14 protein-coding genes are annotated in these 12,654 nt (G+C 34.1%); 12 read left to right on the forward strand and 2 right to left on the reverse strand.

Translation table 11 applies throughout. The features are described from left to right. Positions 1 to 172 precede the first annotated feature (172 nt). Entirely contained in the window at positions 173 to 1,039 is an 867-nt protein-coding gene (locus CBP76_RS01450) for an ROK family protein (RefSeq protein ID WP_102195151.1), read from the forward strand. Here CBP76_RS01450 and CBP76_RS01455 read toward each other — a convergent pair. Next, the gene (locus CBP76_RS01455; RefSeq protein WP_102195152.1) at positions 1,036 to 1,647 is read right to left on the reverse strand and encodes a histidine phosphatase family protein; all 612 of its coding nucleotides are present in this window, start codon (positions 1,645 to 1,647) and stop codon (positions 1,036 to 1,038) included. The two genes, CBP76_RS01450 and CBP76_RS01455, sit on opposite strands and share 4 nt — an antisense overlap. Before the next feature lie 311 nt (positions 1,648 to 1,958). On the opposite strand from CBP76_RS01455, the gene serC reads away from it, so the two are divergent. Then, positions 1,959 to 3,044: a 3-phosphoserine/phosphohydroxythreonine transaminase gene (serC, locus tag CBP76_RS01460; protein ID WP_102195153.1), complete on the forward strand. Its 1,086-nt coding sequence runs from the start codon at positions 1,959 to 1,961 to the stop codon at positions 3,042 to 3,044. Continuing rightward, on the forward strand, positions 3,044 to 4,213 hold the full coding sequence (locus CBP76_RS01465) for a 3-phosphoglycerate dehydrogenase family protein (protein ID WP_102195154.1): 1,170 nt from the start codon (positions 3,044 to 3,046) through the stop codon (positions 4,211 to 4,213). Before serC ends, CBP76_RS01465 begins: the two co-directional genes overlap by 1 nt. Before the next feature lie 61 nt (positions 4,214 to 4,274). Here CBP76_RS01465 and lexA read toward each other — a convergent pair whose 3' ends face one another. Further along, positions 4,275 to 4,898 carry a transcriptional repressor LexA gene (gene lexA / locus CBP76_RS01470; RefSeq protein WP_102195155.1) on the reverse strand — a complete coding sequence of 208 codons (624 nt, stop codon included), beginning with the start codon at positions 4,896 to 4,898 and terminating at the stop codon, positions 4,275 to 4,277. A gap of 98 nt (positions 4,899 to 4,996) precedes the next feature. On the opposite strand from lexA, the gene CBP76_RS01475 reads away from it, so the two are divergent. The 9 genes from CBP76_RS01475 to purF all read left to right on the forward strand — a co-directional run bounded on the left by CBP76_RS01475 (position 4,997) and on the right by purF (position 12,652). After that, positions 4,997 to 5,239 (forward strand): DUF896 domain-containing protein, encoded by a 243-nt coding sequence (locus CBP76_RS01475; RefSeq protein ID WP_102195156.1) that lies wholly within the window; start codon positions 4,997 to 4,999, stop codon positions 5,237 to 5,239. A 60-nt stretch (positions 5,240 to 5,299) separates the two neighbouring features. After that, entirely contained in the window at positions 5,300 to 5,521 is a 222-nt protein-coding gene (locus tag CBP76_RS01480) for a YneF family protein (protein WP_102195157.1), read from the forward strand. Positions 5,522 to 5,804: 283 nt separating this feature from the next. Beyond that, positions 5,805 to 6,287, forward strand: a complete 483-nt coding sequence (gene purE / locus CBP76_RS01485) for a 5-(carboxyamino)imidazole ribonucleotide mutase (protein ID WP_102195158.1) — start codon at positions 5,805 to 5,807, stop codon at positions 6,285 to 6,287. Further along, positions 6,280 to 7,410 (forward strand): 5-(carboxyamino)imidazole ribonucleotide synthase, encoded by a 1,131-nt coding sequence (purK, locus tag CBP76_RS01490; protein WP_102195159.1) that lies wholly within the window; start codon positions 6,280 to 6,282, stop codon positions 7,408 to 7,410. The genes purE and purK overlap by 8 nt, the downstream gene beginning before the upstream one ends. 3 nt (positions 7,411 to 7,413) lie before the next feature. After that, positions 7,414 to 8,118 carry a phosphoribosylaminoimidazolesuccinocarboxamide synthase gene (purC, locus tag CBP76_RS01495; RefSeq protein ID WP_102195160.1) on the forward strand — a complete coding sequence of 235 codons (705 nt, stop codon included), beginning with the start codon at positions 7,414 to 7,416 and terminating at the stop codon, positions 8,116 to 8,118. 9 nt (positions 8,119 to 8,127) lie between these two features. After that, positions 8,128 to 8,376: a phosphoribosylformylglycinamidine synthase subunit PurS gene (purS, locus tag CBP76_RS01500; RefSeq protein WP_102195161.1), complete on the forward strand. Its 249-nt coding sequence runs from the start codon at positions 8,128 to 8,130 to the stop codon at positions 8,374 to 8,376. Continuing rightward, complete coding sequence (purQ, locus tag CBP76_RS01505) at positions 8,377 to 9,051, forward strand: phosphoribosylformylglycinamidine synthase subunit PurQ (protein ID WP_102195162.1); 675 nt, start codon at positions 8,377 to 8,379, stop codon at positions 9,049 to 9,051. After that, a complete protein-coding gene (gene purL, locus CBP76_RS01510) occupies positions 9,051 to 11,261 on the forward strand; it encodes a phosphoribosylformylglycinamidine synthase subunit PurL (protein WP_102195163.1) in 2,211 nt (736 codons plus the stop codon). Before purQ ends, purL begins: the two co-directional genes overlap by 1 nt. After that, entirely contained in the window at positions 11,246 to 12,652 is a 1,407-nt protein-coding gene (gene purF, locus CBP76_RS01515) for an amidophosphoribosyltransferase (protein WP_102195164.1), read from the forward strand. Before purL ends, purF begins: the two co-directional genes overlap by 16 nt. Positions 12,653 to 12,654 lie beyond the last annotated feature (2 nt).

Genomic DNA, 12,654 nt, shown 5'->3' on the forward strand with positions numbered 1-12,654 from the left:
ATTAATTCGCAATTAATAAAAAAGGGTTGGTTCAGTAACTATTGAAAAATAGCTGTTGAACCAATCCTTTTTTTCTAATAGGCTATAATTTGTTTTGATTTTATTTGTAAGCGCTTTTTAAAATGGTATGATGACGGTATTAGTTTTAAAAAGATTTTAGGATGGAATAACTATGAAACAAATTATTGTAATAGATGTTGGTGGGACTAGTATTAAATATGGTTTATGGAATGAGGATCAAAAAGAACTTAGCTCTAAAGGTAAAATTATTACTCCAGATAATTTGGAGAGTTTTTACAAAGTTTTGGAAACAATTGTTGTTAATTTTAAAGATGAACAAGTGGATGGGATAGGTTTGAGTATTCCTGGAGCTGTTGATCAAAAAGTTGGTGTAATCGGTGGAATCAGTGCTATTCCATATATCCATGATTTCCCCATTAGAAGTGCACTGGAAGAACGTCTCAAACTACCAGTTGCAATGGAAAATGATGCCAATTGCGCTGCGTTAGCGGAGCTTTCCTTAGGAGCAGCACAGGATTTAAAAAATATTATATTCATCGTCATTGGAACAGGTGTCGGTGGTGCAGTGGTTATTAATCGCCAACTTATTCATGGTAGTCATCATCTTGGTGGTGAGTTTGGTATGCTTTTAGGTCACAGCAACAAAAGACTTAGTCACTCAGGTACATCGGTTTGGATGGCCAGATATTACAATAAGAATCATGGGACCAGTATTAATGGCAAAGAGATTATTGAAATGGCTGAGAATGGTGACAGATCAGCAAAGGAATACACTGATACAATGTATTATAATTTAGCCAAGGCTATTTATAACTTACAATTCACTATCGATCCTGAGGCCATCATTATTGGTGGTGGAGTATCAGAAAATAAAATATTTCTCAAGAGCCTTAATCAGAATATAGCAGATTTAGTTGGGAAAGTTTCAGGCGTTAAGTTGATTCCAAAAATTATCCCAGCTAAATTTCATAATGATTCTAACTTGATTGGTGCAGCTTATAATTTCTATTATGATTAAAGCAATTGGTTGTAATAATCTAGGTAAAATTTATTTGTTATCGAAGTGATTTTGGTAATACTGGTATTTCTGGGTTCGGGTAAGCTCATTACATCTTGAGGTTTGAGGATATCCAAAACTGCCGCCTTGATAGTAAATCCATGAGTAACACAAATGATTTTTTCATTGGGATGTTGTTGATCCATATCGGATAAAAAACTATGGATACGATTAATAACATCATCAAACTTTTCACCGTGAGAGGCATATTTTACATAGATCGGTAATACATCATTTAGATTCTCATCATATGCATCTGGGTGAATACGGCGAAGATCGGAGTTTTTTTGACCATCCCATTCACCATATGAAATTTCTAATAATCGTTTGTCATAGCTGACAGGTAATTTAGAATCTTTATTCAAAATTTCGGTAGTTTGCTTAGTTCTTTCAAGGGGACTGCAAATAATACGATCAGCAAAAGAAATATCAAATTTCTTACCCAAATTTTGAACCTGATTTTGCCCATTTTGGTTGAGGTAGGTTATTTTAGAATTGATGATTCCCTGTTTCATTTTCATTACATTGGCAGTGGTTTGCCCATGTCGAATTAAATAAAATTCAGTCATAATTTCTCCTTTATTAAAAATATTATAAATATGATTGTACAATAAACAGTTGACATTTAAAAAAATAATGTTAAATTTATTTTAAGTTGATTGGAGGTATTTTAATATGAAGAAGATTACCATTAACATTTATACACTATCCTCCAAGTCTACATATTATACATGTAGGCTTATTAGTTAACGCGATAATCCTCATGTATGTAAATTGATTACATTTGTGGGGATCTCTAATATGATTAAAATCAAAACCCCACAGATGAATTAATTGTCTGTGGGGTTTTTTATTGAATTTTTTTGGAGGAATAAAATTTATGGAAGTTTATAATTTTGGTGCAGGTCCTGCGACTATGCCCAAGCAAGTGATTCAGCAAATAAGGAAAGATTTACCATCATATCAGGGTTCAGGCATGAGCATTATGGAGATTTCCCATCGTTCTAAAATATTTGAAGAAATCATTGGGACCGCTGAGAAAGATTTACGTGAATTATTGAAGATACCTAATAATTATCAGGTATTGTTTTTTCAAGGCGGATGTACTCAACAATTTACTGCGGCACCATTAAATTTGGGAAAAAAATATCATAGAATAGCCTTATTAGATAGTGGACATTGGGCAACAAGAGCCGGAATTGAAGCAAGATTAGTTGGAATGGATGTTGATGTTCTAGCATCGAGTAAAGAGAGCAATTATACCAAATTACCAATAATAAAAAAGAAACCTGCGGATACATATGATTATTTGCATATTACTACTAATAATACAATCGAAGGGACAGCATATTCTAAATTGCCAGATGTTGGTAAACTTACCTTGGTTGGGGATATGTCATCAAACTTTTTAGGACAACAGTATAATATCAATGATTTTGGAGAGGTTATGGCTGGAGCTCAGAAGAATTTAGGTATTGCTGGATTAACAATTGTGATTGTTCGAAATGATCTCCTGAGTAATAATGAAAATTTACCAAGTATGTTAGATTATCAAGTATTTGCAAAGAACAAATCAATGTTCAATACACCGCCAGTTTTTGCAATATATGTGGCTGGGTTGGTTTTGAAATGGGTAAAGAGCCAAGGCGGTTTAGTAGAAATGGAAAAAAGGAATCAAACAAAATCAAATTTATTATATGATTTTTTGGACCATTCAGAATTGTTCACGGCACCAGTGATTAAATCGGATCGATCGTTGACTAATGTTGTTTTTATTACAGGTAATCAAAAAGTTGATCAAGACCTTATTAGTCAGGCAGCCTCAAAAGGATTACTTAATATAAAAGGGCATCGATTAGTAGGTGGGATGCGAGCTAGTTTGTATAATTCAATGCCTTTAACTGGTGTAGAACGATTAGTAGATTTTTTAGAAAAGTTTGAAAAGAATCAAAGGGGGAGAAGCTGATGTATCAAGTAAAAACTTTCAATGCTATTGCTCAAAAAGGATTAGAAGAATTCGATGATGAGTTTCAAATAAATTGTAGTGATGATCCAGATGCGTATTTGATTCGTTCGGTTAACCTTTTAAAAAGTGATTTTCCGAAGAAATTAAAAACAATTGTACGGGCGGGGGCGGGAATCAATAATATTCCTATAGAATTAGTTACTAAGAAAGGTATAGCAGTTTTTAATACTCCCGGAAGTAACGCTAATGCAGTAAAGGAATTAATTGTCGCATTAATGATCGATATCTCTAGGAATATTTTTGAAGCGCATGACTACTCTATGGAAAATACTAAAGCAGATGTTTCTCAAAGAACTGAAAAAGATAAGACCAAATTTAATGGCAAAGAATTAATGGGTAAAAAAATTGCAGTAATTGGATTGGGTAACGTTGGATCTTTAGTGGCCAATGCTGCTTTAAATCTAGGCATGAAAGTAATTGGGTATGATCCATATTTGTCATCCGATGCTGCTTGGAGGATTAATAATAAAGTAAAGCGTGTGGATACGATCTATCAAGCATTGAGTGAAGCTGACATTGTTACTGTCCATGTTCCTAAAAATCAGGAAACGACTGATTTGATAAGTACAGAAGAAATAAAAAAGATGAAAAAAGGAGTAATATTATTCAATTATTCTCGAATGGGGATTGTTGATAATTATTCAGTAGTTAAAGCAGTAGATGAGAAAAAAATTAGTCATTATTGTACAGATTTTGGTGAACCATTAATTTCTAATAGAAAAGAGGTCACTATAACTCCGCATATTGGTGGTTCGACAATTGAGGCCGAATCAAAGGGAGCTATTCAAGGAGCAGACACAATTATTAATTATTTGAAATCAGGAGATACAATTCATTGTGCCAATCTTCCTAATATACAAATCCCCTTTGAAACTGCAAGGAGAATAACCATAATTCATCAGAATATTCCAAATATGGTTGGTCAATTCAGTACCAAAATTGCAAATTTGAATATAAATATTGAAAATATGTCAAATGCCGCTAAAAACCTTGTTGCATATACAATCATTGATGTTGCAGCTTTTAATGCTACTAAACAGAAGAAACTTTTGGAATCGATAAACGCTATCAATGGAGTTTATAAGGTTAGAATAATAAAGCATCAATGAATAAAAAAGACTGTATAGTAACTATCGAATAGCTATTATACAGTCTTTTGTTATTTGATTTTTAGAATATTTGTGAACGATATAATCCAACAACTTTTCCAAGAATTTCAACGTTATCTAAAATAATTGGGTCCATTGTATCGTTTTCTGGTTGTAAGCGGTAATGTCCATGTTCCTGATAAAATCTTTTACATGTAGCCTCAATATCTTCGGTCATAGCAATAATAATTTCACCATTGTTAGCGAAGTTTTGTTCATGAACAATAACATGATCACCGTCATATATTCCCGCGTTGATCATACTTTCGCCATGAATCTCTAGCATAAATAGTTCACCAGAATCACGATTTAAGTCAGGTGGAATAGGGAAATAGCCATCAGGATTTCTTTCAGCTGTAATAGGTTGGCCGGCAGCAACAGCACCGAGGATAGGAATTTGTTTTGATTTGATTCCAATAGAATTCAGACCTGCACCTGTAAGCTCGATAGCTCTAGGTTTAGTTGGGTCACGTTGGATGAAACCTTTTTTTTCGAGACGAGATAAATGACCATGAACCGTTGATGTGGAAGACAAATCTACAGCTTCGCAAATTTCCCTTACAGTTGGCGGATATCCATGTTCATCTAAATAATCATAAATGCATTGTAAAATTTGTGACTGTTTAGAGCCTTCAGCTTTTGACATTAGAACACCTCATTGTTAATATCTTAAATAGATTGTATCAAAATATGAATACAAGTTCAAACAAGTGTTCGATTGTATTGGGGGAAATTACGAAAATTATGAACGAACAAGAAAAATTACTCAAAAAGATTAACGAATTGGCACACAAAGCCAAGGATGGTACGATTACAAAGGAAGAAGAAGATCAACAAGCAGAGTTACGAAAAGAGTATTTGAAGAATTTCCGCGCAAGCTTTAAGTCACAAATCGAAATGATGAAGATTTATAATAAAGAAGGAAAAGAAGTTACTCCTGAAAAAGTTAGAGAAATTCAACGTAAAAAGGGATTACGTGACGATTAGTCTTTCAATTAGACGATTTTTTTTGTAATATTAATAGATGTATGGAAAGGGTGAACATAAATGGGTATAACAATAGCTGTTGGTATTATCGCCTTATTGGTTGGTTTAGTCGGCGGATTTTTTGCTGCTAGATGGTATATGAAGAAATATTTCCAAGACAATCCACCAATTAGTGCTGATATGATTAGACAAATGATGGCTCAAATGGGACAAAAACCATCACAAAAGAAACTTAATCAATTAATGAACACTATGAAGAATTCACAAAAGAATAATAAATAGTAGTCAAGTATTAAGCTAACTATATAACTAGACCTAGTAACCGGAAAGTGGTTACTAGGTCTTTTTTTGCTCAATTTATTTAATAAATTTATTTAATTTCAAAAAAAAATATTTTACTTAAATGCGAACTAATAACTTTATACTACTTAAAAATAACAATTTGTAAACGTTAAACACGAATAATTATCAAAAATAAATGTAAAAAATACGTATTTAGCATTGAAAGAAGTTTCGTAACTTGATAAACTTTGAGTACCAAAGCAAGAAGGGATGGAAATTTTTAATGAATGATGTAGCAGTAGTTATGGGTTCAACCTCTGATCTGAAAGTAATGCAAAGTACGATCAATACTTTGCAAGAGTTAGGAGTTAGTTTTGAAACTAAAGTGATTTCAGCGCATCGAACACCTCAAGAAATGCTAGATTTTGCTAAAAATGCTCATTCATCATTTAAAGTGATCATTGCCGGGGCTGGAGGTGCTGCACATCTTCCCGGAATGATTGCAGCTTCGACAGTGTTACCAGTTATCGGAGTTCCGGTTCCGTCAAAATATCTTAAGGGAATAGATTCCTTATTATCGATTGTACAAATGCCTGCAGGAGTTCCAGTAGCAACAGTTTCAATCGGTGAATCTGGAGCTAGAAATGCAGCTATCTTGGCTACAAAGATTTGTGCATTAAGTAATGATAAGTATCAAACTAATTTAGAAAACTTTAGAAAAGTAATGCATGACAAGTCGATAGAAAGCGGGAAAAATCTTGAATAAAGTATTGCTGCCTAAAAAAACAATTGGAATTATTGGTGGTGGACAATTAGGTCAAATGATGTCTGCTTCAGCTAAAGAAATGGGATATAAAGTAATTATTTTGGACCCGCAAGTTAATTGTTCAGCGGCACAGGTGTCTGATGATCAAATTGTTGCTGAGTATGATGATATTGAAAAATTAATTGAATTAGCCAAGAAATGTGACGTTTTGACTTATGAATTTGAGAACGTCGATGCCAATGCAATAAATGAAGTAAAAAAATACACTCAAGTTCCCCAAGGAATAAAGGCTTTAAGTGTTACCCAAAATAGAATTACTGAGAAAGATTTTATTGAATCTTGTGGTTTTGATACCGCTCCGCATGTTGTGATAGAAAATATCTTTGAATACCATCGTGGGGTAGAGAAAATAGGAACTCCAGTGATATTAAAAACAATTCGTGGAGGCTACGACGGTAAAGGACAAATTTTAATAAACGATCCTCAAAAAGTTTGTTATGCAGATATTGAAGAATTATTAGCACAGGGTCCTTGTATATTAGAAAAAAGAATCAATTTAAAAAAAGAGGTTTCGATAATTGTATCAGCCAACTCACGTCAAGAGATGACTGCTTTTCCAATAATTGAAAACATTCATCGTCATAATATCTTACATTTAAGTATTTGTCCGGCTGAATTAACTACCACGGTTCAAGAACAAATTTATAAAATCGGGGAGAAATTGGCTAAAGAATTAGCGTTAGTAGGAACAATGTGCATTGAATTTTTTGTTTCTGATAATAATGAAGTTTTTGTTAATGAAATCGCACCACGTCCACATAATTCGGGGCATTTAACAATCGAAGCATGTAATATTTCGCAATTTGATGCTCATATTTTGGGTATATGCAACTTAGCATTACCAAAAATTGAACTACTTAAACCCGCGATTATGGTTAACCTTTTAGGTCAACATTTAGAAAATTCTAAAGAAGAATTGATTAATCATGCTAATTGGCATTTTCATGATTATGGAAAAGATGAAATAAAAGAAAATCGCAAAATGGGACATATCACGATTTTAAGTGACGACTTGAAAGAGACTGTGAAACAAATAGAAAATAATTCAATTTGGGATGTGTAATTCATGAATAAGAAATTACTTTATACGGGTAAAGCAAAGGACGTTTATCAAACAGAAAAAACTGATGAAATCTTAATTGTTTATAAAGATCAAGCAACAGCCCTAAATGGAAAAAAGAAAGAAATTTTGCCCGGAAAAGGAAGTTTAGACTGTCAGATATCACAACTAGTTTTTGATTATTTAATACAAAATGATATTAATACTCATCTCATCAAAAACTTATCTGATCATGAACAATTGGTAAAAAAGACAGATGTATTTCCTTTAGAAGTTGTTTTAAGAAATATTGCTTCAGGAAGTTTTTCAAGAAAGTTTCAAGTGGAAGAGGGATTGGTATTAGAAAAACCAATTATTGAGTTCTATTACAAGAGCGATGCCTTAGATGATCCATTTATTAATGAATCACAAATTAAAGCTTTAAAAATTGCTGATGAAGATCAGCTTACTTATATCAAAAGGATGACATTAAGAATTAATGAACTTTTGAAACCTTTTTTTGAACAAGCAAATTTCGATCTAGTTGATTTCAAATTAGAGTTTGGTAGATATAAAGATGAAATTATTTTAGTAGATGAATTTTCACCAGACAATTGCCGACTTTGGGATAAGAATAGTCATCATTCAATGGATAAAGATGTTTTCCGTAAACATGAGGGTGATTTAGTTGAAACGTATCATATGGTTTTACAGCGATTAAAGAATAAATAGGAGAAAATCATGAAATTAGTAAAAGTGTATGTTACTTTAAAAAATTCAGTTTTAGATGCTCAGGGAGAAGCGATTAAATCGGCTATTAACACAATGGGTTACAGAAAATTGAATGATGTTCACATGGGAAAATATTTTGAATTGAATTTTGCAGATGATTATCAAGGACTAGAAGAAGACGTTGATAAAATTTGTGATGATCTTTTGGCAAACCCTAATATTGAAACCTACCGTTTTGAAATTATGGAGGACGCTTAGATGAAATTTGCAGTTGTGAATTTTCCAGGTTCCAATTGTGATATGGATTTATATTATGCCATTCGTGATGGAATTAATGAACAAGTAGAATTAGTTGATTATCGTGCCACTTCTTTAGATGGTTTTGACGGGGTCTTGATACCTGGGGGATTCTCATACGGAGATTATTTGAGAAGTGGAGCAATTGCGGTTCATGCTCCTATTGTCAAAGAAATTATTAGATTTGCGAATGATGGGAAAATTGTATTAGGAATTTGTAATGGCTTTCAAATTTTGACGGAATTGGGATTATTGCCAGGAGCTTTAGTTAGAAATGAAAAAGGACGATTTATCTGTGAGACTGTTGAATTGGAGGTAGTTAACACTCAGACTCCATTTACTAATGAATATCAGGCCAATGAGACTATAAAAGTTCCAGTAGCACATGGTGAGGGGCGTTACTATTGTGATAATGAAACATTATCCCAATTAGAAGAAAATGAACAAATTGTTTTTAGATATAAAAATAATATCAATGGAAGCGTTGCTTTGATTGCAGGGGTCACTAACAAGCAAAAAAACGTTTTAGGCATGATGCCACATCCAGAGCGTGCCCTCGAAGAAATAGTGGGTTCTAATGATGGATTGAATTTATTCCAATCAATAATTAATAATCAGGTAAGGGTGAATAATTAATGACTGAGCCAACAGCTAAGCAGATTAGGGAAGAGAAACTGTATCAACAGTGGGGCTTAACTGATTCAGAATACGAACTGATCAGCCAAAAAATTCTGAAGAGATTGCCTAACTATACTGAGACTGGTCTTTATTCAGTAATGTGGAGCGAACATTGTTCATATAAGAATTCTAAAAAAGTTTTGAGAAAGATGCCTAATAAGAGTAATCGCGTTATTGCAGGTCCAGGTGAGGATGCAGGAATTTTGGATATTGGCGATAATCAAGCAGTGGTTTTTAAAGCTGAAAGTCATAATCATCCATCAGCCGTAGAGCCATATCAAGGTGCTGCAACGGGCGTTGGTGGAATTATTAGAGATATTTTTTCAATGGGCGCACAACCAATTGCTTTATTGAATAGTTTAAAGTTTGGTCCTTTAAAAGATGGTAAGACAAAACATTTGGTTAATGAAGTGGTTGCAGGTATTGGTGGTTATGGAAATTGTATTGGTTTGCCAACGGTAGGTGGAGAGATTTCATTTGAAGATTGTTATGAACATAATCCGCTGGTCAATGCAATGTGTGTGGGATTATTGAACAATGTTGAATTTAAGCATGGGACCGCTAGTGGGACTGATAATTTAATTGTTTATGTTGGAGCTAAAACAGGACGTGACGGTATTCACGGTGCTACCTTTGCTTCGGATGAATTCACTGATACTAAGAATAAACAGCGCTCTGCCGTACAAGTGGGAAATCCCTTCATTGAGAAATTATTAATGGATGCTTGTGTAGAAATTATTGAAAAACATTCTGATTGGATTTTAGGGATTCAAGATATGGGAGCAGCTGGTTTAGTTTCGTCCACGGCAGAAATGGCATCAAAAGCCGGCAGTGGCTTAATTTTGAACCTTGATAATGTCCCACAACGTGAAATACAAATGACAGCCTATGAGATGATGCTCTCTGAATCCCAGGAAAGAATGGTTTTGTGTGTAAAACCACAGTTTGTTAATGATGTTTTAGAGTTTTTCAAAAGGTTTGAATTAGATGCGGTTGTGATTGGACGCGTAACAGATGATCAGCAATATAAAATCTATCAACACGAAAATCTAGTTACCGATATTCCTGTTGATAGTCTAACTGAACTAGTACCTGAATATGATCGCTTAGAAAAGAAACCAGCCAGGATTGAGGAACAAAAAGATTATCAATTTATTCCTCAGATAGATTCTTTAAAAAATACTTGGTTAACAATGCTAAGTCGACCTAATATTGCTAGTAAAAAATATTTCTATCAAACTTATGACTCACAGGTAAGGGCTAATACATTAGTTCGTCCTGGTAGTGATGCAGGTGTCGTAAGAATTCGTGGAACAAAAAAGGCTATCGCAATGACAAACGATAGCAATTCAAAATATGTTTATTTAAATCCTTATGTTGGTGGACAAATTGCAGTAATGGAAGCCGCTCGTAATATTGTTGCTAGTGGCGGTGAGCCAATTGGAATAACTGATTGTTTGAATTATGGTAATCCGGAGAATCCAGAAGCATTTTGGGAGTTGGATCAAAGCGTTGAAGGTATTGCCAGTGCTTGTGAGAAGCTTGATACGCCCGTTATTTCAGGAAATGTTTCATTATATAACGAATATAATGATGTTTCTATTTATCCTAGTCCAATGATTGGGATGGTAGGGCTAATCAGTGATATTGAGCAAGTTACAACTAGTTATTTCAAAGATGCTGGTGATTTGATTTATCTTATTGGTCAAACACAGGATGATTTCAATGGTTCTGAGATACAAATGGAACAATTGGGACAATTAAAGGGCGATTTACGCAGTTTAGATTTGGAAAAAGAAAAGTTACATCAAGATATTGTTAAATATGCAATTAAACAAGGATTACTAAAAAGTTGTCATGACTTATCAGAAGGTGGATTGGCAATAGCCCTATCTAAAGCGGCACTTGATAGCGGACTAGGCTTTGAAATTACAACAAGATTAAACTCCGCACAGATGTTCTCAGAAACACAATCTCGATTCTTAGTTACGGTTTCTCCTGACAAGCAAGAAGACTTTGAGAAATTAATTCAAGGGGAGTTTGAATTATTAGGCCAAGTGAGTGAAAATCCTGACTTTAAGGTAACAACTACTAATGAGATAGTCGTTATTGATGGTCAAGAAGCAGCAAATGATTGGATGGAGGCAATGGCATGTCTAATGAAGTGAGAAGTTTAAACGAAGAATGCGGTGTCTTTGGAGTCTGGGGAGCTGAAAATGCTAACTATCTAACTTATTTAGGATTACATAGTTTACAACATCGTGGGCAAGAAGGTGCAGGAATCGTTGCTAATGATGGTCAAAAGTTAAGAACCTATCGTAACTTGGGTCTATTAACTCAGGTATTTTCTAAACCGGAGTATCTTAATAGCCTAACGGGTAACTCAGCCATTGGTCATGTTCGTTATTCAACTGCTGGTGAGAATAAAATAGAAAATGTTCAACCACTACTATTTGATTTTACAGACAGTCAAATTGCTCTGGCACACAATGGAAATTTAACTAATGCAATTACTTTGAAAAGGGAACTAGAGGATAAAGGACATATTTTTAAATCCAGTTCCGATTCAGAAGTTTTGATACATCTGATTAAGATTTCTAATAAGAAAACATTAAAAGAAAAAATGATTGAGGCTTTAAATAAAATCCATGGTGGATTTGCCTATCTATTATTGACTAAAGATTCACTGATGGTTGCCTTGGATTCACATGGCTTTCGGCCTTTATCAATTGGGCGACTAAAGAATGGCGGTTATGTTGTGGCAAGTGAGACCTGCGCTTTAGATGCAGTAGGAGCAATTTTGGTCAAAAACGTTCAACCCGGTGAATTAATAACTATTTCTGATTTAGGGATGGTAGTTGATCAATGGACTAAAAAAACCAAATTAGCAATTTGTTCCATGGAATTTATTTATTTTGCTCGACCAGACTCTGACATTCTAGGAATCAATGTTCATTCAGCACGTAAAAGAATGGGTGCCAATTTAGCCAAAGAGTACGAAGTAACTGGGGATATTGTAGTTGGGGTTCCCAATTCTTCCTTATCTGCTGCTAGTGGTTATGCTGAAGAAAGCGGACTGCCATACGAAATGGGGTTGATCAAAAATCAATATATGGGTCGAGAATTTATTCAACCAACAAAAGAACTACGTGAAAAAAGTGTTCGTCAAAAATTAGCGGCTGTTAAGGGAGTCGTTTGTGGCAAGCGTGTCATTTTAGTCGATGATTCAATTGTTCGTGGTACAACCTGTGCCTACATAGTTCAATTGTTAAGAGATGCCGGTGCAATTGAGGTTCACCTGAGGATTGCTTCGCCGAGATTTATGCATCCTTGTTTTTATGGAATTGATATTCAAGAAAAAGATGAATTGATAGCGGCTCATAAGAGTATAGCGGAGATGAATCAAATCTTTGGTTCTGATTCTTTAGAATTTTTAAGTGAAGAAGGACTGATCGACGCGATAGGACTTGAGGCTGATGCACCATATTCTGGATTAGATATGTCCTACTTTAATGGAGATTATCCAACATATCTATATGATTATGAATCAAAAAAATAAGA

Source organism: Companilactobacillus nuruki (assembly GCF_002872255.1).
Taxonomy (GTDB): domain Bacteria; phylum Bacillota; class Bacilli; order Lactobacillales; family Lactobacillaceae; genus Companilactobacillus; species Companilactobacillus nuruki.

Coding starts and splice junctions, on each gene's coding strand:
- CBP76_RS01465 (WP_102195154.1), top strand. CDS start 3,044: ATGTATCAAGTAAAAACTTTCAATGCTATTGCTCAAAAAGGATTAGAA.
- lexA (WP_102195155.1), bottom strand. CDS start 4,898: ATGTCAAAAGCTGAAGGCTCTAAACAGTCACAAATTTTACAATGCATT.
- purF (WP_102195164.1), top strand. CDS start 11,246: ATGTCTAATGAAGTGAGAAGTTTAAACGAAGAATGCGGTGTCTTTGGA.
- purE (WP_102195158.1), top strand. CDS start 5,805: ATGAATGATGTAGCAGTAGTTATGGGTTCAACCTCTGATCTGAAAGTA.
- purS (WP_102195161.1), top strand. CDS start 8,128: ATGAAATTAGTAAAAGTGTATGTTACTTTAAAAAATTCAGTTTTAGAT.
- purL (WP_102195163.1), top strand. CDS start 9,051: ATGACTGAGCCAACAGCTAAGCAGATTAGGGAAGAGAAACTGTATCAA.
- serC (WP_102195153.1), top strand. CDS start 1,959: ATGGAAGTTTATAATTTTGGTGCAGGTCCTGCGACTATGCCCAAGCAA.
- CBP76_RS01450 (WP_102195151.1), top strand. CDS start 173: ATGAAACAAATTATTGTAATAGATGTTGGTGGGACTAGTATTAAATAT.
- CBP76_RS01480 (WP_102195157.1), top strand. CDS start 5,300: ATGGGTATAACAATAGCTGTTGGTATTATCGCCTTATTGGTTGGTTTA.
- purC (WP_102195160.1), top strand. CDS start 7,414: ATGAATAAGAAATTACTTTATACGGGTAAAGCAAAGGACGTTTATCAA.
- purQ (WP_102195162.1), top strand. CDS start 8,377: ATGAAATTTGCAGTTGTGAATTTTCCAGGTTCCAATTGTGATATGGAT.
- CBP76_RS01455 (WP_102195152.1), bottom strand. CDS start 1,647: ATGACTGAATTTTATTTAATTCGACATGGGCAAACCACTGCCAATGTA.
- CBP76_RS01475 (WP_102195156.1), top strand. CDS start 4,997: ATGAACGAACAAGAAAAATTACTCAAAAAGATTAACGAATTGGCACAC.